45 protein-coding genes are annotated in these 23858 nt (G+C 66.0%); all 45 read right to left on the bottom strand.

The annotated features are described in order from the left end of the window. Positions 1 to 16: 16 nt before the first annotated feature. The gene (locus BO226_RS17770) at positions 17 to 334 is read right to left on the bottom strand and encodes a hypothetical protein (protein WP_071935844.1); all 318 of its coding nucleotides are present in this window, start codon (positions 332 to 334) and stop codon (positions 17 to 19) included. 56 nt (positions 335 to 390) lie between these two features. Beyond that, the gene (locus BO226_RS17775) at positions 391 to 897 is read right to left on the bottom strand and encodes a hypothetical protein (protein ID WP_071935845.1); all 507 of its coding nucleotides are present in this window, start codon (positions 895 to 897) and stop codon (positions 391 to 393) included. A 15-nt stretch (positions 898 to 912) separates the two neighbouring features. Then, positions 913 to 1476 carry a hypothetical protein gene (locus BO226_RS17780; RefSeq protein ID WP_071935846.1) on the bottom strand — a complete coding sequence of 188 codons (564 nt, stop codon included), beginning with the start codon at positions 1474 to 1476 and terminating at the stop codon, positions 913 to 915. A gap of 117 nt (positions 1477 to 1593) precedes the next feature. Continuing rightward, positions 1594 to 2028 carry a hypothetical protein gene (locus BO226_RS17785; RefSeq protein ID WP_064257115.1) on the bottom strand — a complete coding sequence of 145 codons (435 nt, stop codon included), beginning with the start codon at positions 2026 to 2028 and terminating at the stop codon, positions 1594 to 1596. Positions 2029 to 2043: 15 nt separating this feature from the next. Next, positions 2044 to 2343, bottom strand: a complete 300-nt coding sequence (locus tag BO226_RS17790; protein WP_064257116.1) for a hypothetical protein — start codon at positions 2341 to 2343, stop codon at positions 2044 to 2046. A 2-nt stretch (positions 2344 to 2345) separates the two neighbouring features. Continuing rightward, a complete protein-coding gene (locus tag BO226_RS17795) occupies positions 2346 to 2660 on the bottom strand; it encodes a hypothetical protein (protein ID WP_071935847.1) in 315 nt (104 codons plus the stop codon). Between the two features lie 7 nt (positions 2661 to 2667). Beyond that, positions 2668 to 3042 carry a hypothetical protein gene (locus tag BO226_RS17800; RefSeq protein WP_064257118.1) on the bottom strand — a complete coding sequence of 125 codons (375 nt, stop codon included), beginning with the start codon at positions 3040 to 3042 and terminating at the stop codon, positions 2668 to 2670. Continuing rightward, positions 3042 to 3455, bottom strand: coding sequence for a hypothetical protein (locus tag BO226_RS17805; protein WP_071935848.1), 414 nt, complete (start codon positions 3453 to 3455; stop codon positions 3042 to 3044). Before BO226_RS17805 ends, BO226_RS17800 begins: the two co-directional genes overlap by 1 nt. Beyond that, complete coding sequence (locus tag BO226_RS17810) at positions 3418 to 3741, bottom strand: hypothetical protein (protein ID WP_071935849.1); 324 nt, start codon at positions 3739 to 3741, stop codon at positions 3418 to 3420. The genes BO226_RS17805 and BO226_RS17810 overlap by 38 nt, the downstream gene beginning before the upstream one ends. Next, complete coding sequence (locus BO226_RS17815) at positions 3741 to 4757, bottom strand: major capsid protein (RefSeq protein WP_064257121.1); 1017 nt, start codon at positions 4755 to 4757, stop codon at positions 3741 to 3743. The genes BO226_RS17810 and BO226_RS17815 overlap by 1 nt, the downstream gene beginning before the upstream one ends. Positions 4758 to 4771: 14 nt before the next feature. Continuing rightward, the gene (locus BO226_RS17820; RefSeq protein ID WP_064257122.1) at positions 4772 to 5143 is read right to left on the bottom strand and encodes a hypothetical protein; all 372 of its coding nucleotides are present in this window, start codon (positions 5141 to 5143) and stop codon (positions 4772 to 4774) included. A gap of 23 nt (positions 5144 to 5166) precedes the next feature. Further along, on the bottom strand, positions 5167 to 5901 hold the full coding sequence (locus BO226_RS17825; RefSeq protein WP_071935850.1) for a hypothetical protein: 735 nt from the start codon (positions 5899 to 5901) through the stop codon (positions 5167 to 5169). A 97-nt stretch (positions 5902 to 5998) separates the two neighbouring features. Further along, positions 5999 to 7084 (bottom strand): hypothetical protein, encoded by a 1086-nt coding sequence (locus tag BO226_RS17830; protein WP_071935851.1) that lies wholly within the window; start codon positions 7082 to 7084, stop codon positions 5999 to 6001. Further along, positions 7044 to 8456 carry a phage portal protein gene (locus BO226_RS17835; protein ID WP_083543681.1) on the bottom strand — a complete coding sequence of 471 codons (1413 nt, stop codon included), beginning with the start codon at positions 8454 to 8456 and terminating at the stop codon, positions 7044 to 7046. The genes BO226_RS17830 and BO226_RS17835 overlap by 41 nt, the downstream gene beginning before the upstream one ends. A gap of 9 nt (positions 8457 to 8465) precedes the next feature. Then, positions 8466 to 9080, bottom strand: coding sequence for a terminase (locus tag BO226_RS17840; RefSeq protein WP_156895256.1), 615 nt, complete (start codon positions 9078 to 9080; stop codon positions 8466 to 8468). Position 9081: 1 nt separating this feature from the next. After that, the gene (locus BO226_RS17845) at positions 9082 to 10134 is read right to left on the bottom strand and encodes a terminase (RefSeq protein ID WP_198040574.1); all 1053 of its coding nucleotides are present in this window, start codon (positions 10132 to 10134) and stop codon (positions 9082 to 9084) included. Next, entirely contained in the window at positions 10131 to 10598 is a 468-nt protein-coding gene (locus tag BO226_RS17850) for a hypothetical protein (protein WP_232237990.1), read from the bottom strand. The genes BO226_RS17845 and BO226_RS17850 overlap by 4 nt, the downstream gene beginning before the upstream one ends. A 111-nt stretch (positions 10599 to 10709) precedes the next feature. Further along, positions 10710 to 10985, bottom strand: a complete 276-nt coding sequence (locus tag BO226_RS17855; RefSeq protein ID WP_064257128.1) for a hypothetical protein — start codon at positions 10983 to 10985, stop codon at positions 10710 to 10712. 326 nt (positions 10986 to 11311) lie between these two features. Then, positions 11312 to 11635: a hypothetical protein gene (locus BO226_RS17860; RefSeq protein WP_083543750.1), complete on the bottom strand. Its 324-nt coding sequence runs from the start codon at positions 11633 to 11635 to the stop codon at positions 11312 to 11314. Further along, positions 11632 to 11823 (bottom strand): hypothetical protein, encoded by a 192-nt coding sequence (locus tag BO226_RS27165; RefSeq protein ID WP_156895258.1) that lies wholly within the window; start codon positions 11821 to 11823, stop codon positions 11632 to 11634. The genes BO226_RS17860 and BO226_RS27165 overlap by 4 nt, the downstream gene beginning before the upstream one ends. 328 nt (positions 11824 to 12151) lie before the next feature. Then, entirely contained in the window at positions 12152 to 12520 is a 369-nt protein-coding gene (locus BO226_RS17870) for a helix-turn-helix transcriptional regulator (protein WP_071935855.1), read from the bottom strand. A 246-nt stretch (positions 12521 to 12766) separates the two neighbouring features. Next, complete coding sequence (locus BO226_RS17875; protein ID WP_071935856.1) at positions 12767 to 13489, bottom strand: hypothetical protein; 723 nt, start codon at positions 13487 to 13489, stop codon at positions 12767 to 12769. Beyond that, entirely contained in the window at positions 13489 to 14592 is a 1104-nt protein-coding gene (locus tag BO226_RS17880; RefSeq protein WP_071935857.1) for a hypothetical protein, read from the bottom strand. Before BO226_RS17880 ends, BO226_RS17875 begins: the two co-directional genes overlap by 1 nt. Positions 14593 to 14974: 382 nt before the next feature. Next, positions 14975 to 15829 carry a hypothetical protein gene (locus BO226_RS17885; protein ID WP_071935858.1) on the bottom strand — a complete coding sequence of 285 codons (855 nt, stop codon included), beginning with the start codon at positions 15827 to 15829 and terminating at the stop codon, positions 14975 to 14977. Further along, complete coding sequence (locus BO226_RS17890) at positions 15826 to 16056, bottom strand: hypothetical protein (RefSeq protein ID WP_071935859.1); 231 nt, start codon at positions 16054 to 16056, stop codon at positions 15826 to 15828. The genes BO226_RS17885 and BO226_RS17890 overlap by 4 nt, the downstream gene beginning before the upstream one ends. After that, on the bottom strand, positions 16053 to 16334 hold the full coding sequence (locus BO226_RS17895; protein WP_071935860.1) for a hypothetical protein: 282 nt from the start codon (positions 16332 to 16334) through the stop codon (positions 16053 to 16055). Before BO226_RS17895 ends, BO226_RS17890 begins: the two co-directional genes overlap by 4 nt. Then, positions 16327 to 16449 (bottom strand): hypothetical protein, encoded by a 123-nt coding sequence (locus BO226_RS28440; RefSeq protein WP_269666612.1) that lies wholly within the window; start codon positions 16447 to 16449, stop codon positions 16327 to 16329. The genes BO226_RS17895 and BO226_RS28440 overlap by 8 nt, the downstream gene beginning before the upstream one ends. Continuing rightward, positions 16446 to 16880 (bottom strand): hypothetical protein, encoded by a 435-nt coding sequence (locus BO226_RS17900; protein WP_071935861.1) that lies wholly within the window; start codon positions 16878 to 16880, stop codon positions 16446 to 16448. The genes BO226_RS28440 and BO226_RS17900 overlap by 4 nt, the downstream gene beginning before the upstream one ends. Further along, the gene (locus BO226_RS17905; RefSeq protein ID WP_071935862.1) at positions 16877 to 17239 is read right to left on the bottom strand and encodes a hypothetical protein; all 363 of its coding nucleotides are present in this window, start codon (positions 17237 to 17239) and stop codon (positions 16877 to 16879) included. The genes BO226_RS17900 and BO226_RS17905 overlap by 4 nt, the downstream gene beginning before the upstream one ends. Next, the gene (locus BO226_RS17910; RefSeq protein WP_071935863.1) at positions 17236 to 17565 is read right to left on the bottom strand and encodes a hypothetical protein; all 330 of its coding nucleotides are present in this window, start codon (positions 17563 to 17565) and stop codon (positions 17236 to 17238) included. Before BO226_RS17910 ends, BO226_RS17905 begins: the two co-directional genes overlap by 4 nt. Positions 17566 to 17665: 100 nt before the next feature. Beyond that, complete coding sequence (locus BO226_RS17915; RefSeq protein WP_071935864.1) at positions 17666 to 17929, bottom strand: hypothetical protein; 264 nt, start codon at positions 17927 to 17929, stop codon at positions 17666 to 17668. A gap of 151 nt (positions 17930 to 18080) precedes the next feature. Then, entirely contained in the window at positions 18081 to 18857 is a 777-nt protein-coding gene (locus tag BO226_RS17920; RefSeq protein ID WP_064257138.1) for a hypothetical protein, read from the bottom strand. Beyond that, positions 18854 to 19123 carry a hypothetical protein gene (locus BO226_RS17925; RefSeq protein WP_064257139.1) on the bottom strand — a complete coding sequence of 90 codons (270 nt, stop codon included), beginning with the start codon at positions 19121 to 19123 and terminating at the stop codon, positions 18854 to 18856. The genes BO226_RS17920 and BO226_RS17925 overlap by 4 nt, the downstream gene beginning before the upstream one ends. Beyond that, complete coding sequence (locus BO226_RS17930) at positions 19120 to 19854, bottom strand: hypothetical protein (RefSeq protein WP_071935865.1); 735 nt, start codon at positions 19852 to 19854, stop codon at positions 19120 to 19122. Before BO226_RS17930 ends, BO226_RS17925 begins: the two co-directional genes overlap by 4 nt. Further along, positions 19851 to 20396: a hypothetical protein gene (locus BO226_RS17935; protein WP_071935866.1), complete on the bottom strand. Its 546-nt coding sequence runs from the start codon at positions 20394 to 20396 to the stop codon at positions 19851 to 19853. The genes BO226_RS17930 and BO226_RS17935 overlap by 4 nt, the downstream gene beginning before the upstream one ends. Continuing rightward, positions 20393 to 20515, bottom strand: coding sequence for a hypothetical protein (locus tag BO226_RS28445; protein ID WP_269666614.1), 123 nt, complete (start codon positions 20513 to 20515; stop codon positions 20393 to 20395). Before BO226_RS28445 ends, BO226_RS17935 begins: the two co-directional genes overlap by 4 nt. Further along, entirely contained in the window at positions 20512 to 20889 is a 378-nt protein-coding gene (locus tag BO226_RS17940) for a hypothetical protein (protein WP_071935867.1), read from the bottom strand. Before BO226_RS17940 ends, BO226_RS28445 begins: the two co-directional genes overlap by 4 nt. Positions 20890 to 20974: 85 nt before the next feature. Beyond that, complete coding sequence (locus tag BO226_RS17945) at positions 20975 to 21295, bottom strand: hypothetical protein (RefSeq protein ID WP_071935868.1); 321 nt, start codon at positions 21293 to 21295, stop codon at positions 20975 to 20977. Beyond that, positions 21292 to 21450 (bottom strand): hypothetical protein, encoded by a 159-nt coding sequence (locus BO226_RS27175; RefSeq protein WP_156895262.1) that lies wholly within the window; start codon positions 21448 to 21450, stop codon positions 21292 to 21294. Before BO226_RS27175 ends, BO226_RS17945 begins: the two co-directional genes overlap by 4 nt. Further along, the gene (locus BO226_RS17950) at positions 21447 to 21755 is read right to left on the bottom strand and encodes a hypothetical protein (RefSeq protein WP_071935869.1); all 309 of its coding nucleotides are present in this window, start codon (positions 21753 to 21755) and stop codon (positions 21447 to 21449) included. Before BO226_RS17950 ends, BO226_RS27175 begins: the two co-directional genes overlap by 4 nt. Beyond that, complete coding sequence (locus BO226_RS17955) at positions 21752 to 22006, bottom strand: hypothetical protein (RefSeq protein WP_071935870.1); 255 nt, start codon at positions 22004 to 22006, stop codon at positions 21752 to 21754. The genes BO226_RS17950 and BO226_RS17955 overlap by 4 nt, the downstream gene beginning before the upstream one ends. A 4-nt stretch (positions 22007 to 22010) precedes the next feature. After that, positions 22011 to 22454 carry a hypothetical protein gene (locus BO226_RS17960; RefSeq protein ID WP_071935871.1) on the bottom strand — a complete coding sequence of 148 codons (444 nt, stop codon included), beginning with the start codon at positions 22452 to 22454 and terminating at the stop codon, positions 22011 to 22013. Between the two features lie 166 nt (positions 22455 to 22620). Further along, complete coding sequence (locus tag BO226_RS17965; RefSeq protein WP_071935872.1) at positions 22621 to 22860, bottom strand: hypothetical protein; 240 nt, start codon at positions 22858 to 22860, stop codon at positions 22621 to 22623. Next, positions 22857 to 23630 carry a hypothetical protein gene (locus tag BO226_RS27180; RefSeq protein WP_156895264.1) on the bottom strand — a complete coding sequence of 258 codons (774 nt, stop codon included), beginning with the start codon at positions 23628 to 23630 and terminating at the stop codon, positions 22857 to 22859. The genes BO226_RS17965 and BO226_RS27180 overlap by 4 nt, the downstream gene beginning before the upstream one ends. A gap of 2 nt (positions 23631 to 23632) precedes the next feature. Beyond that, a complete protein-coding gene (locus BO226_RS17975; protein WP_071935874.1) occupies positions 23633 to 23857 on the bottom strand; it encodes a hypothetical protein in 225 nt (74 codons plus the stop codon). Position 23858: the final 1 nt, after the last annotated feature.

The raw sequence follows: 23858 nt of genomic DNA on the forward strand, positions 1-23858 counted from the left end.
GTTGTCCGCGAGCCGGTTATCGTGCGCGGTCGCGGGCGTCGAGGATCTGCAGGAGTTCCCGAACGGAACCTGCCTTGATGTCGCCACCGCCGCCGGTCCGGACCGGGGAGGTCGCGGTCGAGTATTCGGCCAGCGCTGTGTCGTACTGGCTGCGTCTCATCTCGGCGAGATCGGGTGGCCGCATCGCCACGGGTGGCAGCAGCGGCGCCGGCGGTGGTTTGATGCCGAGCCGTTTGCGTCGTAGCCGCTCGTGTTTGACCTCGGGGTCGTCGGGGTCGGTGATCCACGAGGTGTACTCGGAGTTGAGCCAGTAGTTCTCGCGGTCGACGAGCATCGCGAGGTTCTCGCTGTCGCGTGTGGCTTGAGCGTCGAGTTCGGCGGCTCGGCGGATCAGTTGTCCGCAGTCTCGCCAGTCGAGTTCGCGGAGGGCTTGTCGGAGATCGAGGCCATACCATCGGCGTAAGCCTGTGAGCGCACCGCGCCAGCCATCCTCGCGGACGAGGGAGGCGAGAGCGGCCGCAGTTCCCCCGCGTTCAGCCCCGACAGCGCGATGACCTTGTTCAGCAGTCGTGCCACGACCTCAGGCGTCAGGTGCTTGGTTGCATCCCATAGCGCTTGGCCGGCGCCGTCGGTGATGACGTCGAGAGCTTCGCGGACGTGGTTCTTGGCGAGGTGACCGTGGAACTTTGCAGCTTCCTCACCGGTGAACGTGCGCCGGACGTCGGCCTCGACACCGAACAGCACGATCGGCTGCGGCGGTCCGCCGTCGACGGCGAGTTCCTCGACGATGTCGAACCGTTCGACGGCAGGCTCGGCCGGCGGAGTCGGCTCGGGGGTGGGCGCCGCGGCGGCTGCCTTGGCGCGACTGGATGGTTTACGAGTTGAGGTGCCGGGCATCAGGTGGTGCTCCTATCAGGCCAGGGGGTTGAAGGACGTGTAGCGGTAGATCGGCGACAGGCCCATCAGCTCGAACTCGAAGCCGTCGAGGTTCTCACCACCGAAGGTGCGCGGCGGCGGAGTAACGAGCGTGACCGCTTCGGAATGGAAGAAGGCCTCGCCGGTTTCGTCGACGACCCGGAAGAAGATCGAGAAGTCCTCGTCCGCGCCGGGCTCCCACCGCCAGATCCCCGAACCCGAGGTGGTTTCGACGATGCTGCCGCCGGTCAGCGCGGTCAGGACGGTGGCCTTGCTGTAGTCCGTCGCGCGGAACTTGATGCGTTCCTCGATCGGACCCTTGGTGACCAGGTACGGGGCGTGACGGCGGTTCCACACCTTGTGGACCTTCACGTCCTGCTGCGGGGTGATGTCGAAACCGGCCTCGATGCCGCCGTAGCCGTCCCACGTCACCGCGGGGCTGGTGCCGCTGGTGGGCGTGTCGGACAGCGGATCGGTGGGGAAACCGGTGCCTCGCACGGCACGGAAACCGTCGCCGTCGAGCCACACGTAGGCCTTTTCGGGATTGGCAATGTTACTCACGGATGTACCTCCAGAGAGAAGCTCACGGTCGCCGTGAGCGAATGGGATGTCCTACCGCGGGCGTGCCCGGCGCGGCACCCGCGGTAGGACGTGTGAGAGACGCCCCAGGCCGGGGCGTCAGCGGACCGTCATCTTCAACTCGACGCGGATCGTCGCTCGATACAGCGGCAGATCCGCACCGCGCTGGGTGTCGACGAACGTGATCGGCCCGTCGGTCCATTGGGCCTTCCACGTGGAATTGCGGAACGACTGCATCCGGGCACGACCGATCAGTTCACCGGCCAATGCCGCAATGTTCCACGACAGTTCTTCCGGATCCGTAGTGCCACCGAGGATCTCGATCTTCGGGGACCACACGTCGACCTGCACCATCGGCCGCCGCAGCATGGGATCGACACCGACGTTTCCGGGTGCCCGCAGTGTGATGAACGGAGCCTCGATCACCTTGGGCAGATCGCGGGTGGTGATGTTGCCGGCCGGGACCAGCGCGAGAACCTCGTCGGATGCGAGGAGGAACTCACGAATGGCGCCGGGCGCGAACGGCATGGGCATCGGTGGGGCCTTTCGTCAGCGCGGCCGCCAGCCGCTGTAACGGCCGTGCCGGCGGGCCGCATCGGTCAGCGACGCGATGGCCGGAGTGTCGGACGTGCCGTATTCCTTGAACACCGCGTCCGGGTCGTCGTCGACGAGGTAGACACGGTTGTCCTCGACCACGACGCCGATTCCGTCGCGATACGCACCGGTGACCACCGGCGCCGCGGCTCGCGCCTGCTGGGCCGCCTGCTGGGCGATGTCGATGCGTTCCTGGCGGGAGATCTGCCACGCCCGCTCACGTACCCGACGAGGGAAGATGACAACGCGAGCCATCGTCAGTTCTTCGGGTCGGCCTTACGCACGGTGCGCGCCGGCTTGTCCGCGAGAGACGCCTCGGGCCCGGCCGGGTCGGTGCCGACGACCCGCACGGATGCGGCCGGTTCGGGCGCGGCCGGCGCCTCGGGCACCGGTTCTGCAGCCGCTTCGGGGGACTCGGTCGGTGCGGCCGTCTCGGCGTCGGTGGTCTTCTGGCGGGCGAGGTGCTTCTGGTAGGCCTTCGAGTGGCGGCCTGCGTAGTTGACGCGGCCATGCTCGTCGGTGAACTTGACGACACTCGATTCGGTCTCGACGTCGGTTTCGTTCTCAGCCATGGTTTTTTCACTCCTTCATGTCGGATACGCACCGCACGTTCGCGGCGATGTAGGTCACGCGGCGGGACCCGCGGGTCTTCTTCCGCTGCCGGGGTTTGCCTTCGACCTGATAGACGACGCCGTCCTCGTCCCTGAACCGGTCCTTCGACCCCGGCATCACCGGTATCCCGGGGTCGAGGAGCAACACGTAGGACGAGACGACGTGCCCGGGCGCGAACTCGGTGTTGCCGGCGTCCACCGAGGCTGCCGACAGTTGCCGCTGCTGCAGCAGACCGGTCCACGGGATCGGCGTGGGAGACACCGGAAACCAGTTGCCCGTCGACGGGTCCTGCACCGCCGGGTTGTCGACCAGCAGCGTCCACTTCTCCGGAAGCTTCGGCATCAGCCGATCCGGATCGTGAAGGCCCCGCTGCCGGTTGCGCCTGTCTCCGGTTCCGGGGCGAGGTCGGCGAGTTCGGACTCGGTGAAGTACACCAACTCCGGGAGGCTGTCGGCGTAGGTGGTCTGCAGTTCCGGGTACTGCTCCGAGCGCACCCGAAGCCCGACACGCAGTGCGTCGAATGCCCGGCACACCACAGTGACCAGGACGCCTCGCAGCAGTCCGGGGCGGAGACTGCCGTCGGCGAGGCGGTCGTCGATGTCACCGACGACCGCCCGCTGCTCGGGTGCCCGCAGCTTTTCCGACGCGAAGTCGATCAGCGCATCGACCTGGCCGACCTCGACGTCTGTCAGGGTCTCCCCTAGCAGGTTCGCGACGTCAGTCCTGCTGATCAGTGTCTGTACCGGCCCCGTCATCGTGCTCCTCGAGGATGATCTTCAGGATGTCGTCCTTGCGCTTGGCATCGCCCAGATCGATCTCTTTGTCGTGGGCGTACGCGATGAGCGCGGGCACCTTCCAGGACTCGGACGGCTCCCCTTCCGGGTAGGCCGGCCCCAGATCCTCGACCTCGGGCTGCTCGGCCCAGGCCCTCGGATTGGTGATCTGCGCGAGCGCCCACTTCGGGACTTCGTCGTCGGGGCCGAACACCTGGGAGGTGCCGTCCTTACCGTGCACGTGCACGAACGTCGCGAGGCGAGCCATCACAGCACCTTCGCAATCATCGTGGCGTTGGCGTTGCCGAGGATCGGGAGGCCGATGCCGCTGGCCTTCGTCCACCGCTGGACCGGGTCCTCGTTGATGTACGAGCCGACGACGATGCCGGGGGCCTCGCTGGCTTCGATCTCGTACTTCGGTTCGATGGCCTCGGCGGTGATGCCCCACAGGGTTTCACCGAGCTTGGCCGTCGCGCCGACGTAGAGGACGCTGTCGTCCGGGATCAGACGGACAGGGTCACCGTTGGCGTCTTCGACCTGGGCGTCGAAGATCTCGAACGGCGGGTGGCCGAACGAGGTGAACAGGGCGTTGACCTGCTCCCGGGTGACGATGCCCTGCGTCGAGCCGGGCGGCAGGCAGTAGGCGCGGATCTGCGGATTGCGCATCAGCGTCGACATCACCCGCTGCGAGGTGACCGCCCGTGCGGGGTTGCCGGAGTTGCGGGTGCGGAACGTCGAGAACCACGACTCCTGATCGGAGACGGGGTCGGCCGCGCCCGACCACAGGGTCGCCGCGGTGACCTCGTGGGCGGCGTCGCGCTGGAAGTCCGCCTCGATCTGCAGGCCGTCCTCGGCCAGCGAGACCGCACCGGTCACCAGTGCCTGAGCCTTGGCGACGATCATGCGGGTGCGCAGCGCATCGGCGAGCTCGACCGCGTCGTTGAGAATGGAATCGACGATCGCCTGGTTGGCGTTGCGCAGCCGCAGCCGGTCGTACTCGGTGAGCAGCCGCTTCTCCGACAGCGGAGGCAGCTCACCCGAGATCCGGGCGACGCCCTTACGCGGGGTGATCCGCGCTTCGGTGTCCCAGGCCCGGAACTTCGCCGCCCGGCGCAGACCGTGCTGGGTGATGTTCGCCCGGAAGTCGACGTCGTCGACGACCGTGTCGGGCAGCAGGCTGTCGATCAGTGCGAGGTCGTTGATGGGCTGATCGGCGAGCGCTTCGCGCACGTAACCGGTCAGGTCCGCGGGGGTGATGTAGTCACTGTTGATGACAAGTGCCATTGCTCAGACCTTCCTCAGAAGTAGCGGATGTCGCGAGCAGTGGCCTGTCCCGCGGTGTTGACGGACGAGGGCAGCTTCGCCGCGACCACGGCGCCGTGCCACAGCAGCGCGCCGACGACGACGGTGGTGCCGGGACGTACCCGCAGCGCGGTGAACAGGTGACCCTCGATGGGGTCGGTGTCACCGTTGGACCACAGCCCGTACTTGTTGTCGGCCACCTTCTTCAGCGGGTAACCGGACTTGAGGTAACCCTCGGGGTAGTGGGTGCCGGCGGTGAACGTGGAGACGTCGACGTTGATCGAGCGGGTCGCGTCGGTGCCGTGGGCGGATGCGAGCCAGGACTGGTCGTCCTGCCCGAACCGTTCGGTGGTGATCTTCAGATCCATGGTGGGGCCTCTCCTTCGGGAGGTCAGTTCTTCTTCGCGTTGCGTGCCCGGTACAGGGCACGTCCGGAGTCGACCGAGCCCGATGCCACTTGCTGGCCGCCGCCCTGACGGCGATCCGGTTTCGGTGCCTTCTTCTTCTCGCCGTTCTTGTCGCCGCGTTGCGCGGCCAGGTACGGCTTGCGTTCGAGCAGATCGTCGATGGCATCGGCGATCTCGTCCTGGTCGACGTCGCCGTCGGCGCCGACCTCGAACTGGGACAGGTCGAGGAAGCCGATCGCATCGGCGGGATCGGCGAGCTTGCCGGCTGCTGCAGCGCGAACCTCGGCGCGGACGATGCGGTCGTTGGCCTTGGCCAGCGCTGCCGCTTCGATCTGACGCTTCTGAGCGTCGTCGTCGCCGTCAGTCTCGAGCTGGTTCGCGCGCTGCTCTGCGGCAATACGCTTCGCTCGTTCCGACTTCCACTTGTCCTTCATGCGCGACAGCGCGCGCTTCCCGGGGTCACCGAGCTGATCGGCGCCTTCGTCCCCGTCATCCGTGCCGTCGGCACCGTCATCACCGCTATCGGTCCCGTCGCCGTCGTCGGTGCCATCGTCACCGTCATCGTCGTGGCCGGTTCCGTTGTCGGTGCGGGTTCCGTTGTCGTGGCCGTCGTCGTCGCGGCGGGGATGCAGTCTGGTCGCTCGAGGTGCTCGTGCGAACGGGCCGACACCGAAGCCGGCGCCGAGAATCAGCCACAGGGGAACACGGGTGGTCTTCATGGTGAGCGTCTCTCCTTGCGAGAGGTCGGTCCCTGCCCCTTGCGGGCAGAGAAGTTCGGAAGTGACCTCGCGTCGTCTCGACGAGGTCGGGAAGGGGTTACGCAGCCCGGCCACGCGATCGACTCGGCCGGTCGTCGAGATAGCCGTAGAGCCGGAGCAATCGCAGTGCGTCCTCGCGGTCCTCGGCGATCTCGTAGATGCCTTCTGGCATCAGTCGCGGCGCCCGGGCGCGGAAGTACCGGCGCCCGTTGCGGACGTCGGTCTGTCGCCGGGCATACCCGGCCTGGCTCATCGCCCGGTAGGCGGCACCGCGGCGAGTGACGCCCTCGGTCGTTGTGGCGATCTGTTGTCCGTACACCTCGGTGCGGGACAGTCGGCCTTTCGGGATCCAGCCGGCCACGTTCTGCTGTGCGGTCGACATGCCGCGGCGGGCGTTGACCACCTGCGTGATGTCGGCACCGTCGCGGATCGCTTCGGCACCGGCCTTGGTGAACAGCTTGTCCTGCTGCTCGGCGGTGAGACTGCCGAAGTACGCCTGCGGGTCGGTGGTCAGATCACCGGCTCGGCTTTCCCTGCTGGGAATATGCCGGCAGTCGCAGCCCGGGTGCCGCAGGAAGCCCCGGTTGAACGCGTAGAACTTGCCGGCCAGGACAGCGCACCTCGGGCACGACGGTGGGTTGAGCATCCGCACGTAGCCGACGTCGCGTCGAGATGCGATCCCCAGGCCGACAGCGGATCGGGAGGCGTCCGCGATCTGTGTTTGTGCCCTGAGCATCAAGGCGGTCAGCCCGTCATCCCAGGCCACCTCGACCGGAAGTCCCGATGCGACCGAGCTTTTCGCGGTGATCACCGCGCCGTACATCAGCGAGTCGAGGCCGCGGCCGTCGGAGGCAACGCCGATCAGCGGATCGGTGACCACCTCGACCTCGGGTGCAGCAGGGGTGCCGAGCTCGTCGAGTACGTTCGCCACGTACTCGTTCGCGTCGGCCACTGCAGCTCGCTGTCCTGTGACTACCACCGCCATGAGCCGGTCGAGGTTCTTCTCGAACCAGGCGTCGAAGTCGCGTGGAGGGCGAGTCCCCCACAGTCGGCGGGCAGCGCCGAGCACGGAGATCATGACCTCACGCTGGGCGCTGTAGTACTCAACCGATGCTGTCGGCAGCACGGTCGTCTCCGTTGCCATTGTTCAGCGGACGGGTCAGCCGTTCGAGGAGCGGATCTTGGTCTTCTTCCTTGAAGTACTGGCGTTCGCGGTCCTTGCGGGGATCGTCCCAGCCCATCTCGTCCCACGAGCCCTCGCGGGAGAGCACTGGGACACCGCCGTTGAGCTTCTGGATGAAGTCGGCCTCTTCGGCCTTCGTCGGCGTGGCCGGGTTGCGCCACTCCACACGGATCGCTCGGTTGCCGGCCGGCCACTGGCCGGTGCGGAACCGCTCGTACAGTGCCATCAGCCAGCCGATGCCGACGCCCTGCGACTCGTTCTTGTCCTCGGCGTTGGAGATCAGCCGCGACTCGTCGGCACGGATTGCACCCTCGGCGGCCGGATTGGCCGTGTTCTGTCCGAAGAACCGGAACGGAAGACCGGTGACCGACGACGCCAATGCGGCGTAGTGGTTGGTGGTGTCGTGAAAGTTCTTCAGGTCAGACGGGGAGAACTGTCCAACCTTGACTTCGTCCGGCTTGGCCTGGTTCGCCCAGATGGCGGTGTAGTACGCCTGCCACACCGGGATCGGTTGCCCGTTCTTGTCGACGAAGTCGCCCTTGGACATGCCGAGGACCCACTTCTGCGGCACCGAGTGGGTTTCCACCGCGATCTGCAGATTCGTCAAGGCGCGAGCAGCGGCATCGACGAGCGGGATCAGGTCCGCCATCTCGGTTGAGCCGTTCCACCGCGCCAACCGCCGGCGGTTCAGGAACAGCACCACCGGTACCCGGCCGAGTTCGTGCTCGTCGATGTCGTCGTCGCCGCCGACCTGGTCGATTTCCCAGCCGCGGCGGCCGGCGACGACCTGGATCGTCTTGTCCGGCAGCAACAGGGTTCCGACGCGCTGACCGTCCTCGGTGAGGAACTGCCGAAATGCCGCGTCCATGCGTCGGCGACCGTGGTCGATCAGGCACGACATCTGCCGGGGCGACTCGAACGCGATCCTCGGATGGTCCGGATCATCGGCGTTGGTGCCGACTGTTCCGAAGCACCGGCCGAAGATCATGGTGTCGACGTTGAGCAGCGGGACTTCGGCGGAGAGGTTGTTGACCTCGTACCCTTCCTGCAGTGCCCGGTTCTGCTTCTTCTTCCCGCCGGGCATCATCAGTGACTTGATCTTCTGCCGCCGCGCGATCTCGAGCAGGTACATGCGATTCCAGTTGACGACCAGCTCGAACATCTGCAGCTCCGGCGGAACCGCGATGCCGATCTGCTTGAGCCGGTGTTCGCCTTCGAAGTACGCCTCGTTCAGGTTGTCCTTCGGGCTCGTCTTGCTGAGCTTGGCGTTCAACCGGCTGATCAGTGTGCGCTCGTCGTCGGAGAGCTGAGTGCGCAGCACGGGTGCAGTCACCCTGACCTCCTATCCAAAACAGAACATGCGTGTGTCCGCGTCGTCGCTCCAGCCGTCCTTCGACGTCGAGGTGTCGGCCGCGGCCTCGTGGGCGAGGACGGTGGCCATCGAGGCGTCGATCTTGCGGTGGTGAGCGCCGGCGGGTTTGCCGAGCACGTAGCGGTCACCGCGCGCAGCGACCTTGTGTGCGTTGTCCATGTGCTTCGCGGTGATCGGGCAACCGTCGTGAGTGATACGGCGGTTCTTCAGGTCCATCCGGAACCGTTCGAGCGCTGCGTGCATCTGCACCACACGGTTGGTGGCCCACTCGAAGACGATCTCTTCGCCGTACTCGACGGCCCACTCCCCGATCTCGGTGGTCCAGTACTGCGGGTCGCAGTACATGCGCTTGACCTGCCACCGGTCGAAGATCTCCGACACTGCGACGTTGACCTCGTTGCGTGGGATCTCGCCGCCCCACTGATCCGGGGACCAGATCGTCGGCCGGCGGTCGGGCCCGTAGCGCGGAGTGAAGGACAATCCGTCCTTCGTCTCGCACCGGATCGCGGTCCAGTCGTTGTTCTCCGATCCGTCGAAACCGACGGTGATGAGGGTTCCGCGCGCTGGGTTGTTGCGCCATTTCATCTCACGCGCCTGCATACGCCGACTCCCACATGCCCGCTGGCAGCCACGCGCCGGCACCGGACTCTTCGAAGTTGCCGTAGAACCGCTTGGCCTGAGCCGGGTCTTTCTCCATCAGCTCGAGGGCTTCGGCTTCGATGGCGTCCAGGTCGATCCAGTCACAGCCCTCGTAGACGTACTTGAGGATCTTGCGGCGTTGTCGCCGATCACCCCATGACAGGCCCTTCGGTGGACGTCGCAAAAACTTGAACACGTCAGTTACGTTCGATTCGTAAGTTTGCTGCGCGTAGGAGTTTTCGGACGGATCCCACATGTTCGATGTCTCGATGCCGCGGCCCTGCATGCCGGCCAAACCACGGCGTTGCGTCTCGGCTACGCCGATGAGTTTGTTCTTCTTCGTGTACAACCCGGTTTCGTCGTTGATCACGAATGTGACCGGGTTTCCGAGCCGGGAGTTCGCCGATACGGTCACCCGGTCAATGCGGTTGTCGTCTCCAGGCAGACGGATGAATCCTTCGCGGATGAGCATCTGCTGTTGCAGCGGCCCATTCAGGATCATCGACTTGAGCGGCCGGTAGATGTTGTCGACCTGATCCTCCGACGTCGCGGTCAACTGGATCAGCGGAGTCGGATGCGGCATTCCCATCGGTTCGCCGGGCATGTACTCGTGCTCGAACCCGCAGCCGCAGCCGTAGTCCTCGCACGCATACCCGTCGCCGGGTTCGGCCCAGCCAGCGAACAGCGAGGGTCCGACCGCTTCGACACACGTGATCGCTGCAGCCCATGGGCCTTTCCCGGACTTCTGCGGACCGATGATCTGCGAGCGGCGGTAGACGAACGCCTGGCTTTTGAGCGGTTTACGCGGCTGCCACTTCGCGGTGGTGCGCACCCGGTAGTGGTTGGCGGTACACCAGAACTGCCAGTCGGCCATCTTGAACGGCTGACCCTTGTCGAACCCATCCGGGATCGAGCAGTGCGCCTGAATCCACGGGTCCTGCAGATCGGTCAGCGTCGGGAAGTCGACCAGATACGAATCGGAGGATCGAGGCGCGCTCACGCACGGAGCCGACGGACGTTCGTCGGCTCCTCAGTCTGCCCTGGCTTAGGGGTGGTGATCTGCTTCTGCTCGGACTTCGACACCTCGACGGTGCCGATCGCCCAGCCGTTCTCCTTCAATCCGGCCGGGGTAAGTCCGATCTGATCGGCGAGCCGAGTCGTCGCGGCCGCCACCGCGGCCGGCGCCTCGGGATCCTCCATCTTCACGGTCCACCGAACCCAGAGTCCGACGGTGCGCCACCGCCACGGTTCCTGGATCCACTGGATTGCCTGCGGAGTGCGCCACGCTTCCTTCCAGACCTCGATCTCACGATCTGTCGGGTCCGGCATCGGAAACTCCGGGATCTTCCCGAGGTATCCCGCGGCGCTGAGGACGGTCTCCTTCAGTTGCCGCTGGTCCGATCGCGCCGAGAACATCGCAGCGCGAGGACCGGACCGATTGCGGGCTCCACCATGTGTTGTCATCTTCCATCTCCTTCGCGGCGTTGCGCCACATCGAGAGGCCGGACCAGCGTTGCGCCGGACCGGACATGCCGGTGTTGTTCCACGACGGCGGGACCATGGGTCGCCGCGCGTTCAGTCCTCCGCGATTCGTTTCCGGAGTCGTGTGGAGGCGTACTCGGTGATGCCGAGCATCAGATCGAGGGGAACGTCGCCGTCCCGAGGCATCAGTGCGTGCGCGGTCAGTGCCTCACCGTCGTCGTCGAACGACCGCCGGCGGGCGAGCACGACGTACTCGAGCAGGATCCCAGGCTCGGTGTCGGGGTAGTAGGCAGCCCAGGTCTGTTCAATCGCCGCGGTCAGTGCCTCGTCAGCGGCGACCTGTTCTGGTGTGCGATCGGTCCGGCTCACGCGTTGGTCCCCGCATGGGCTCGCCGGCGGAGGTCCTCGTAGCAGTCCCGCCGACCTCGGCAGCTGTCGTTGTGGCGCCGAAGGGTCCGGCACATGCCGCGGCCGATCCATGACTGCAGGGCGTCTCGCACGAGGGCCTCCTTCGGATCGGGGCGCCGGGTCCGGGTCGGCAAACCTGCAGGTCCGGACGTCTTGAACCCTCCGCACCAAAGAGAGCCCTCACCCGCGGTCAGGGGGAATGGGCCCCTTCGGGGGTACCCCCCTGGGGTGCATAACCGCAGGTCAGAGCGTTGGTTGCATTAGGTAACGAGTTGCGTTTCCGCAGGTCAGGGGCTTGCTCGTCCGGCCGTGGCGCGGTTGCAGGCCACATGCTCGGGGCCGCGGTAGCGGCTGCGGTCGCGGTCGTCGTGCCCGAGGTCCCAGGCCTGACCGGGGCGGATGGGTCGCCGGCACCTGGCGCAGCGGACTCGGCCGGCCTCGACGGCGGGGCGCCATGCCTTGCGGGTGTGCTGGTGTGCGGATCCGTATCCGCGTTGGGCGGTGGTGCCTCGGGCCTGTTCGACCTGTCGCCTGTGCTCGAGGCATCTGTGCTCGCGTTGGGTGTTCGGGCATCCGGGCTCGCTGCACACCCGCATGCGTGCTCGGGTCAACGCCATCCACCTCGCGTCGGATGAGCAGGCGCTTCGACCGTTCGCGGCACTCGGTCGAGGAGACGATTGAGGTTGTCCTCGAGCGCTTCTACTCGGGTAAGGCTGCGGGGCCGATCGGGATGGGCATGTCGGCGAGCGGCTCGGAGCTGGGCGAGCGTGTCGATGATCTGGTCGAACAGGCTGGGCATCGTGTCACCTCCGCATGCGCAGGAGTCGGATGAGGATGCGGTAGCGCAGTCGGAGCACCATGGCGACTCGCTCGGGGTGGGGGATGGTGATCCCGGGCAGCTGTTCCTCGGGCGCCAGATTCGTTTCGCCCGTCGTGAGAATGCTTTGGCCGTCCCGCGACGCCTGAGCCGTCGTGCTCGCGCGGGGATGGGCTTTGACCCGGGAAGTCTGGGGGTCCGCTCGCGTGCCGAATGCGGTGCGCGGTGGGCGGATATGACAGTGGCCGAGTGTGCGATGCGCACAGCTCGGCCAGTGGCACGAATCTAACAGATGACAGCGGCGAGTGCACTATCGCCGGTTCGCAGCGCGTTTCCGCCTGGTCGCGGCGATGTGGTCGAAGACGTCGCCGACGCGGTACAGCGACCGGTTCGAGTTCGGTTCGTGGTGTGTCGGGATGAAGCGTCGGTGTGCCCACTGGTAGATCGTCTGGCGCTGGACCCCGACGAGCTTGGCGACGTCTGCTGCAGGGAGTAGGTCGTCGACGTCGACGGTGACGAGTTCCGGGGCGACCCACTCCTGTCCGAACTTGCGGGCGCGGTCGTCGAGTTGCGAGCAGTACTCGGGGGCGATCTCGGCGAGGGCATCGCGATACGACTGGGCGATGCGACGGGCACGGTCGAGTTGGGTGTCGGCTGGCCACGGCCACGGGTCAGTCATCGGTGGACCACCGGAAGTCGATGGGCATCGGATTGCCTACTTCGGTAGCGCACTTCAATGCCAGGGAATAAGACCAGAAACTGTGCACGGTCCAGACGGGACCATCGTCCCTGATAAGGATCGGGACGAATACCCGCCATGGAATCCAGGACCCCGAGATCTTCCGAACAATCACTTTCGTCCACAGCTCCGGTCGGTCGAGTACCGACTGGAAAGGGTTCTCGCTCGGGTCGGACGATGGATTTGTCATGCGAATTCCTTGTAATCGTCGGCGAGGATGGAGGTCATGCTCCGGTAGTTGGCTTCGGTCCATGTCGATCCGCAAGCGCCGCAGTCGATGACGTCGGCGCCGTGCCACCGACCCAGGCGCTGTTCCTCACAGCGCGGGCACGGCAGCGGCATCCGGTCGCGGCCGCGCGTGACGCCGAGTGTCGCCCGTGCGGATCGGTGCAGTTCGATCAGCCGCAGAGCGAGACCGACTCCGTCCTGGGTGATCGGTCCCCAATTCTCTCCCCCGGGAAGCCACCCCATCGCCGGGTGCTCGGGGACGTGGAGGAGCACATCGATGTTCGACTCGACCATCTGCAGGCTGAGCGTGACCGCGCGTTCGTCGGGTTCGGCGACACCGAGCCGTTCAGCGATGAGCACTGCGCACCGGTGGGCTGAGTCGGCGATGTCGGTCATCAGTGCCTCGATGTGGATGTTGATCGGGGCTGCCGGGTCCGGCGACGGTGCGCGCACACCCGTGGCCGGCGCGGTGACGGTGGTGTCTCCGACTGATCGGTACAGCTCGAGGTAGTCGTGCCACAGGTTCTCGGCCGCGGCGACTGCTGATCGGATGCAGCTCGGGCACAGGTAGTTGGGTCGGATGGTCAGTGCCGGGATCCACTGCGGGGTGTGGGGGTCGCGGGTGCGGCCGCGGCAGCCTGCTCCTGCTCTGCACTGGTGACTGGTCGGTGAGGACGACATCAGGTACCTGTCTTTCGGTTCTTCCCTCTTCGTCCGCGGCGGGGAGGAGAAGAGTTGGGCAGTGATCGAGATCGGGAGGGAGGTTTGCGGTCTGGGGGGGAGGTCTGGTCACCGACCCGACCCGACCCGTCCCGACCCGACCCGGACTTTCCAGAAGTTGGAGGCTGGTGTTCTGCTGGATCTGCTGGATTCAGCAGATCGGGTGTTTGTGCTGGTGGTGCGGGTTGTTTCGTGTTCGCGTTGTCCGCCTGGCTGGTGGGTCGCTGGGGGTTCGCGTTGTCCGAGTGGATGTCGGGTCGCGTGGTCGCGTTCTCCGGCTGACTGCCGGTCCGCTGGGTGTTCGTGGGAGTGCGTTGTCCGCCGGGATGGCGGGTCGAAGTGGGCGCGTTGTCCGACTGGGTGTCGGGTCGCTGGTTCGCGTTGTCCGGCTGGCTGCCGGGTCGCTGGGTGTGCTCGACGACCGGCTTGCGGTCGTCGGGCACGGTACCGGGCGGGAGGGTCTTCCCGCGGCGGCTGGTGATGCTGAAGCCGTTGGCCTTGGCCCAGGGATGCTCGGCGATCCACTTTCGGGTGTGAGCCGAGTAGTAGGGCTTCGAGGGCGGCGGCAGCAGCGGATAGCGGTCGTCGGCGAGGGGGTCGTCCTTGCGGCCGGCGTTGCAGGCGGTGCAGGCAACGACCAGGGTGTCGACGGTGGCGGCCTGCTTCGGGACGCGGTGGTCGTAGGTTCCGACGAAGCCACCCTTGCGCGCTCCGGGTTCGAACTTGACGACTCTGCCGCAGTAGCGGCAGGCATCACCGTCACGGAGCCGAATGGGGATGACGAGATCGGGTCGGGAGTTGTCGGCCTTGCGTTGGCGTTCCCACTCGATTTCGTCTCTGGTGCGCATGTGGAGGAACTCGGGGTCGTCGACGATCTTCCACATGCGGGTGCCGTCGACCTCGACTTCTTCCATGAGGCCAGCGCGGACGCAGATGTCGATCAGTTCACGCTCGGCGCCGTGCCCGACCTGGCAGGCCACGCCGAAGGAGACGAGGTAGTCCGAGGTGTGGGCCGCCGACAGGGTCGCGCACAGGGACACGAACCCGAATGCGGCGATGCGCATGGTGGCGTCAACGTCATCGAGTTCGAACAGCGCGAGGTATCGAGGGTGCGTGGCGGCGGTGTCCCCGGTTCGTAGCCATGGCATTAGTGCGGCCCCGGGCGGTGCGCGGGGCCGGGCGTGGTGTCCATGATTCGGTTGTCCTTCTGTGAGCGCGGTGATGCTGGCTAGGTAAGCGAGGAGGGGTGGCCCTCGTCTGTGGGTCATGGCGTGGTGAATCCTCGGCACTGTGGGTGGCGGATGTACCCGGCCGGGAGTTTCTCGTCGCATACGGAGCAGAACCGTTCGATGGGTGGGATCGGGTTCTGTGCCTGTTGGATTGCGGCAGCGACGGGGATGCTGTCGGTGATGCTGCGCGGCGCTTCGGGTGTAGCCGGTTCGGCGCTCATCGATTCCTCCTGCGTCGTTGACGATTCGGTTGGACGGCCCACATAGGCCGCTCCTCGGACGGGTGCGGCAGAGCGCGCTCCTGCGGCGTAGGGAGCTCAGGTGCTGCTTCGGTGAGGTCACCAAAAAGCAAGAGCCGGGCCGAGGTCGATATGTCGTCGAATCGGCACCGCAGACGCGCCATCGCCTCCGATACCGACGCGGCAACCCCGCCGAGGTTCTCGGCTACGCGCTGCGCCTGCACCGTGAATGAGTACACTTCCCGGCCGAATTCGTCGGTCGAGGTGGTCACTTCGTCGTCGATAACGCCGATCTCTGTCCTCTCGCCATTGGCGCGAAGCATGTACACGCGGAAGTCCTCCCGCTCGCCGTCCTCAGCGTCATACGAGGTCCAGACGTACGGAAGTCCAGCGACGCTCTGAGCGAATGACTGCACCGCTGCAATTGCCGCGTTCCCGACGGTCGATCGACGGGTGATCTCCAAGGAGTCGAGTGTCCAAGTCCCGAGAGCGGGTCCCCACTCGACGCTCGTCATGCCTTCACGGATGCGCCTGAGTTGCGCCTGGTTCGCCCACGGGCCGATGAACTCGGAGCCGGGGCACCAGATCGGCGAGTCGTCCTCATCGGTCCGGTACCTCTCGAGCTGAGCCACACATGCCCCGCACCCGCAGTAGAAGATCCGCATCTCGCGGACCCGCTCCGTAATGGGCAGACCGTGCCAGTCGTCGTAGCAGTGCGGGCATCGCGGGTAGTCGGGATCGCCGTAGTCGTAACCACCGACAGGTTCGCCGCCGGCCATCTGCTCGTCGACGAGGGCGTCGATCTCGTCGATGATGTTGCGGCTATCGGTCAAAGCTCCTCCTTGTCGTCGTGGCCGTACGGGGTGATAAGCACGACCGTTTCGACGTCGTCGCGACCGTTGTCGTCCGTGACGTGGACGTGCCCGTACTCGTTTCGGTGGACGTTGGCTTGGAACCGGTACACGGCCGGATCCTCGCGGTAGTCCAACTCGCCGTCGGCGATGACGAGGGTGGACAGTGGCAGTTGGGAGAGCTTCTCGATCAGGTCGGCGACAGTCACGGACGGTCTCCGATCAGGATGTTCCGGATAATCTCTTGCGCGATCGAGAGTCCCTCGATAACGCCGCTTTCGCGGTCGTCCAGGACTCCGATCGGAATGGTCGGGAAGCGCTCTTTGATGTAGCTCACGAGACCGTCGTTGATGGCGCGGATCTGCCCATCGAGCTTGTCCCGGTGGGCGATCGCGTTGATGATCTGGTCGCCGGTCATGCCGAGTGCAGCCTCGATGCTGCCTCCGGTATCGATGTGCAGCTTCGCTGATTCGAATCGGTCAGGCATCGTCGCTCCATTCGTAGAGCGCCTTGCCGGCGGCATCGCAGGCGATGGCGGCGATGGTGAACAGTCCGGCGGTGCACATGGAGGTCACGCCGAGGAGCGAGGTGAGGCGCTTCATGGTTTCTCCGTGCGGTCTGTGTCACGAACGGATCGGTCCAGCGCGTCGTTGTAGAGGTTTTCGTATTCGACGACAAGGACGTCCATTGGTTGGAGGTACTGCTGGTAGATCGAAAAGCCCGCCACGAACCCAATGATGAGTGCAACGACGCCGGGGACGATGAGTGCGCCGGCCGCGACTCCTGCGTCCACACCGACGAGCGAAGAGATCACCGCGAGCAGCAGTCCGGCAGTGACGGCTGCGCTTCCCGCACGACGCGTTACGACCAACGACTTGTGATATCCGGCGATGGTGTCGCGGCGGCGGCGGACGCCTTCGAGTTTGTGGAACAGCTTGGTGGGATCGGTTTCCCTGACGACCGGTTGCCACTTGCGCCCGGAGGAAAACTCCAGCTTCTCAAGGTGGTATTTCGAATCCCAGTTCAACTTCATGACTGGTCCTCTCCGATGTAGCGGATGTAGACGAGTTTGTCGCGGGTGACCGCCTCGAACGATCCCTTCGGACCGAAGCCGCACCGGCCCTGGCGCACGTTCCCCACGAAGTGCGACGCATGCTTGTACGGGTCGTCTTCGGTGGACCTATATTCGATCCACTTGCCGGGGTTGGCTTTCGCGAAGTCGATCAGCTGGCGGCGTTGCTCGGGGATCTGTCGGCCCGCGAATGCACCACTGTCAGGAAGGTCGTCGACGATTCGGAACGCGGGTGTGGTGGTGCGGGCTTCGCGTGCTTCTTCACGATGGCGGCGACGGTCCTCGCGCTGGTCTGCCTCGTACAGGCTGCTGACGGTCATCGCTGTTCTCCGTTGTCGTGGGGGAATACGTCCTGGTCGGTCCCCGCGACCCAGCGGACGGGGACGCTGTACCTGTATGCCTCGCGGACTGTGAGGATCGAGTCGACGGTGGCGCGTGAGGCGGCCATGGCCTCGTCGCGGTCGCTGGCGGGGGTGTCGATGGCTTCGCGGGCGGTACGCATCACGAGGCGGGTGTCGCACGGAAACGGCGTTGCGCAATATGCGCATGTTCCGTCGCGGTCGGAGTGGAGCTGGTTGATTGCGCCGATCTGAGCGGCGAGGCGCCGGGTCTTCCGGACGGCCCGGTAGTGCGGATTGCTGGGCATCAGTGGGTTCCTCCGAAGGTGACGGTGAGAGCGATGAGGGCGGCGGTGGTGAGGCCGCCGACCGTGACGAGGAATGCGGCGGCGACGGTCAGGAATTGCTTCATGTCGTGGTCTCATGGGGCGGGTTGACGTCGCTCCAGATGGTTCCGTCAGCGGCGCGGATCGCACCGTCGCCGAGGATCGGTTCGCGGCCGGTCATGAGCTGGACGGTGACGGTCCAGTGGTCGGTGACACTACGGGACTTGTGGACGACCACTCCCCCGGCCGTGATGATGCCGGGGATGCGTTCGCCACCGACGGTGATGCCGTCACGGTCGATGACAATCGGGGCGTCGTAGGTGCTCAAGGGCTCGGTGTCGGTCACTGTGCCGTCTCCAGTTCTGCTGCGCGGTCGGCGGATCGCTGCCACGAGCGGGCGGTCACGGGGTCGATTTGGTCACCGTCGAGACAGACGCGGCTGCATGGTGCGCTGCGGCGATCACCGCAGCGGGAGCAGGTCCAGGTGCTCAAGGCCATCAGGCACCGCCCATGAGGTGGTCGTACCAGCGCTTCACCCAGCGGGCGTCACCGAGCGCGGTGTGCCGTTCCTCCGGTGTAGGTGGTTCGACACCGCACGCCCGTGAGAGGTCGTCCGAGCGCCACGGCGGGGCGATGAACTCGGCCACAGCCTTCCGCTGTTCGTGCGCTTCGGCTCTCGTTGCTCGCATGAGTTCCGCCTCGGCCTCGCGGGTGGAGCAACCGGAGAACGGTTCTCGGGCCTGACGGAGGAACTGCTCTGCTTCGAACCGAGCAAGGCGCGCTTCGTCGAGGGCTTCGGTGCCGGGGATGAGTGTCTGGTGCCCGGTCAGCCATCCGGCGGCAAGGGTCTCGATGTCGACGAGCTGGTAGTGCCAGGCCGGGCACATTTCATACCGGCGGAGCATCGGGGCGAGGGTTTCGGTGTCGAAGTTCGGGACCGCGCCGACGATGATCGCGCCACGAGTGGCACGCTCCACCTCGTAAGCGGCGTGGTACTCGTCCGTGAACTCGGTCGGGTCCCCTTCGCGTATGCCCGGGCCTCCCCTCCCCCACTCGAACGGCGAGAGCTGGGCTCCGTACCAGCGGTCGTAGAAACCACCGATCTGCAGGCCTTTGAGTTCGGCGTTGGAGAGATCAACGTCGCGGATCTGCAGGAGCCTCTCAGTTTCGGTGCCGTCGGGTTCGCGGCGGATCCAGGCAATTTCCCACGGCCGGCGGTCAGCATGCAGACCAGTGGTTTCGGTGTCGAGGAAGACGATCGGGCGGTCGGTCATGCGTTCTGGTCCTTCTGGGTGTTGGGCTCGCGGAGTGTTTTCCGTAGTTCGTCAGCGCAGACGCGGTAGGCGGTGGCGACGCTGTGGGAGCTGGACAATGCTTCGTTCTCCCACGAGTCGGCGAGCGCCTCGAGCTGCCTGACGTTCGCGCTGGCGGAAGCTGGAGACACTGGGGTGGTGTCGGTGACGAGGACGGCGTCGGTGCCGGCGAGGATGCGGTCGATGTCGTCTCGGGCGCGGCCGGTGAGGATGTACGACTCGCTCATGCCGCCTCGTTTTCCGGCTTGATCGCACCGCGGGGCGGCTGCGTCGGGTCGGGAAGGCGCCGCGACCAGGCTGCGTTCCATTCCTTCATCTCGACGTCGCGGTCCTCGCCGATCGTGATGGGCATGAGGACACCGAGGAAGCTCTCCCCCACGGTGATCGACAAGGCGCGGGTGGTGGTGCGGGCTTCGATGATGACGGGCTGCTGGTAGACGACTCCGGCGATGCGGAACGCGGCGAGCCGGTCGCCGTTGGCGGCGAACTGTTCGACCCAGCGAAGTTCGCCGGACCGGGACCGGGCGACCAGGTGCGGAACGTCGGGGAAAGCATCGTCGGTAGCGGTGCGCGGCTGCGTCATCGACTGGCCGTCGATACCGGGCAGGCCGGACACGTCGGTGAGGGTGAAGAAATTGTCGCCGACCTCGAGACGCAGGATGGCGGACGGCTCGTCACCTTTGTCCTTCGGGGCCTTGAAGATCTGAAGGATTTTGTCGACCTGCTCCGGGGTGAGATCGAGGATCGACTCGTCAGCGAGGGAGTCTTCGGTTTCCCACACGGAGACGACGGCGAGGCCGGCAGAGACGCGGTCGGTGGCGACGACGGTGATGTTCTCCGCGGTGATCTCGAGGCGGACGCGGCGGAACGTTTCGAAGTCCGCGTTCTTCTCGGCGTGAGGCCGAACCGCGGTGAGGGCGGCACGGAGGTCGTGGGTGCCGATCACGACGGTGGTCACTGGTCCTCCCACGCGGCGAGGAACGTGCGGTCGGTGGCGGGGCCGAACCATGCTTCATGGGGTCCCGCGTGGCCTGCTCGGAGTGAGCATCGGAACGGATCGCCGAGGACGGTGGGTCGGAGCTTGAGGCACGGTGGAAAGGTCGGTTCGGGATCGGAGTCCGTCTCGCCTACGCGATCCTCGGATGCGGAGGAGAGCCGGTCGAGAGCACCCGGTGCGAGATGAGCATCGTGCGGGCTCGGGTCGCCGCAGTCGTCGGCGCACGGGGTGGTGAGGCTGTCCGCCTCCAGCTTCGCGAGAACGGCACGGGCCTGTCGGCGTGCTGTCTCTCGCATTCCCGTCGGCGCTTCCTCATAGTCGACCCAAGCGCCGCCGATGGGTGCCGCTGCATTGTGGAGGAACTCTGCCCATGTCTCGATCGGATCGAGGTCCTTGGCCCATACGGCGATCTCGGTGCACAGATCGTCGGACAGCCTGTCGTCATTCATCGCGACCGCGAGGAGCGCCCGAAGAACCTTCGGTGTGATTTCGATGTCGGTCATTGGTTCTCCCAGGTGCTGGTGGGTGCGGTGTAGGTGGCCGGCGCGTCGTGGCAGCCGGTGAGCAGGAGCGCGAGGGTGTAGAGCGCGGCGAGGGCGGCGCAAACCCGCAGGCGGGTCACGAGGTGCCGTCCAGGGCGCGGCGGATGGCGGTGGCCCAACACGCAGGGCACTCCGGGGAACCCTGTCCTGCCGGATGGTCGTGTTCGTATTCGGTGCCGTCGTCGGATGCGTAGGTCAATTCGCGCACGCGGTCGAGGGCAGCGACGCATTGATCGACGATCTGCTGGTTGGCCTTCGTGTAATCCTCGGCCCGATCGAGTGCGTCGAGGAGTGCCGGGACATCAGACTGACTCGCCGCGACCTGCCGGTGCGAATGACGCGAGGGAGTGAGTCGGAGAAACTCACATCGAGCGATGTCGCTCCGAGCTACCTGAGCGCGTTCGGCGCGCGCCCGCATCTCGGCGCGGCCTTCCGGTGTCGTCGGATCGCTCATGCCTGGTCCTCCGCTCGATCAGCGAACCCGTGGGCAGGCGCGAGCCATACCATTGCTTCGTGGGTTATCCGATGGCATGGGTCGTTCATGACTGTGCCTCCGCTCGGTGCGCGGCGGCGAGACACCGAGCAGCCAGGTCCCGCAACTGGAACGGGTGGACGCCGGCGTTGACGCCGAAGTACTCGGGGACCTCGAGTTGAGTGCAGCCGTCCGAGTACACGGCCAGGCGAATGTGCTCGTTGGAGAAGTCGGGGTTACCCCACTCGTCCTTCTCCGGCTCAGGCAGTTCGACGACGCCGAAGCGGGCGAGGATGGCGTCGGCAGCGGCGTAGTCGATCCCACCTGGTCGGCCTCCGTTGCACTGCGCCTTGCAGATTTCGAGCGCGAGTTCGTCTCGGATGCTCATCGGTTGGTCCTGTCTGTGTCGGTGGGGAACATTTCGAGTTGGCCTTCGATCGGGTGGTGGGCGGGTGCGTCTTTGGAGAGCCAGCCGTGGATCGCGATGCGGCGTTCCGGTGGTTGTTCGTTCCACCAGATGTCCGCAAGGTCGGCCGCGTTCATCGGCGTCGCCCTCGTCTACGAGGCAGGTCGAGCTGGACGTGCGCGGGTTTCGGGTTCGGTGGCCGGCGGGCGTGGCAGGTTTCGCGGTGCAGGACGTAGAGGCGTTCGCCGTTGGCGATGGCGTGGTGCAGGGACTCGCCCGTGAGGATGTCGGCCCAGATGCGGCCGGTCTCGTCGCGGGTTTCGCGTTTGCGCACTGACCCGAGTCCGGTGTCGGGGTACAGGTCGAGTGGGATCATGCGGCCGCTCGCGGACGAGCGGGCCCAGGTGATCTCGGTGTGGCAGTCCCTGCACGTCGCGGTCATCCGGCGAGTACCTCCGGTGGGTCGATGTGGGGTTGGGGGGTGAGACCGATGTCGTCGCGGAGCCGGGCTGTGGTGTAGAGGGTCCAGCCGGTGTGGGCGGCGATCTGCCGGTCGCTCAAGCCGCGTTCGTGGAGGACGTGGATGAGGACGCGGCGGTCGTACGGGGACAGGGCTTCTCCGGCTAGTTGGCCTTCGAGTGCCTTGTCGAACTGGAAGGGGTTGTCCAGCTGGCGGCGGAGCAGGAGGCTCATCGAGTCACCGCCGCCTGTAGGTACGCATCTGCTGCTGCCGCCGGTCCCGGTACTCCTGGTCTGCGTCTGCCGCGGGGGTGATGAACTGATCGGAGCGGGTAGCGGCACGCGGACGGAACACGTCGTATGCGAGCTGCATCTGGCGCCGGCCAAACGCCTCGGCGGTTTCGACGACTAGGCGGGCGCCTTCGTAGTCGTCGTTCTCGGCGAGTTCGATGGCGTGCCGGTCGAGTCGGCGGGTGACTTCTTCGAAGTCGGGCTCGATAACGATGCCGGCGAGGATGTCGAGGAGGGTGTGGAGTTTGTCGACGGCGTCGTGGACGTCGCTGCATTTGCCCTGGGAGGCGGCGGCTTCGATGGCGTCGAGTTGCTCGTGGCCGCTGAGGGCGAGCAGGTCGCGGTGGCCGCGGAGCGTGTCGGTGATGTTGGGTTCGGGCTGTTCGGTCATCGTGGTCGGTCCTTTCGAAGATGGTGAGTCCGGTGGCGACGCGGTGCGCACATCTGGTGCGCCGGATCAGGACTCCGTGTCACACGCCGCCACCGGAGTCGGGGTGGCGCCGAACCCACTCGAGGGGGTGGGGTGGGTTCGGCGCCCGGGGGATCCGCGGCTCGCCTTATTCCCCGTCGGCGGCGCGGACAGCTTCGGGAGGATCGGGGTCGGGGATCTCGTCGATGGCCAGGATTCGGGCGACGTTGACGTGGGAGATCACGTTGTTGCGTCGGACGCGGAGGAATCCATCGCGTTGTCTGAGGTAGCCGGAGAACATCTCAGACATCTCGATCTGAACGGGTTCGGTGCGCAGTGCCCCACCGGTGCCGGCCTCGTACGTGAGGTTCGCGTTTTTCCAGCTCATGGCAGTCCCACCACCAGGATGAGGATCAGCGATGGCCCGAAGGCGTAGACGGCACCGTGAATTGCGTTGCTGTGTCCGGCGGCGGGGGTCGCGGAGCCGTTCTGGGACGGCTCCGCGACCTGCCTTTCTCCTACGCTGTGATCGCCACAATCCTCAGCAGAAGGAGAAGCATCATGAACGAACCGCTCATGCCCACGATTCTCGACGTCGAGCACGTTCTCGTCCCGGCCCAGCGAGAGACGTACGTCGGTCGGGACAGGTACATCGTCGTCGCGATCGGAGTGTTCAACAGTATCGTGACTGCTCACGTGATCAAGGCGGTTGGCGGCCGGATCAGTGGTCCCCTCGACGGGATGATGATGCGGCTGTTCGACGACAGCGGGATCGAGTACCCCGTCTCCAGTGGAGGAAGTGGCGGATACATCGACGGTCGTCCGTCGGACGTCAGCCAGATCTTCGTTCGCCCCGCTGGCACCAGCCCGAAACGCCTCGACCTGTTCGCGGAAACGCGGAGCGAGGGGACCCGGCTGCAGCCCCTGGCCACCGTTGAGGTACCCGAGGGACGGTGAGTGCTGGGTCCACTGGTTGCCGAACAGGTCACTGATTCGGAGCTCTCCGAGAGTCGGCCACTGGTTCAGCCGCACCTCGAACCAGTGGCCGGCGAGCACCAGGCTCGTCTCCGACGTTCTCGGCTGCTGCTGAAACTCACTGTCCTTGAGAAGGTCCGCGAACGTGACTTCGGCCGGACGGGCATCGTCGGAAGATTCCACAGTCAACTCCGTTCTTCTGCATGGGCGGCGTCGAGCTGGTCGGCGGTGTCGCGGAGCATCTGCGCCTGGATGTTCAGGGCGAGGGCCGGGCGGTGCGCGAGCTGGACGTGCGCGGCGAGTGCTCGGTCCGGGTTGTCAGGGTTGATGGCGAGGGTGACGACGGCGGACGCCCAGCTCAGCAGGTCGTTGACTTTCGATTCGCCGACGGTGCGGATCTGAGGTGCCATG

The organism is Rhodococcus sp. 2G (assembly GCF_001886355.1).
Lineage (GTDB): Bacteria > Actinomycetota > Actinomycetes > Mycobacteriales > Mycobacteriaceae > Rhodococcus > Rhodococcus pyridinivorans.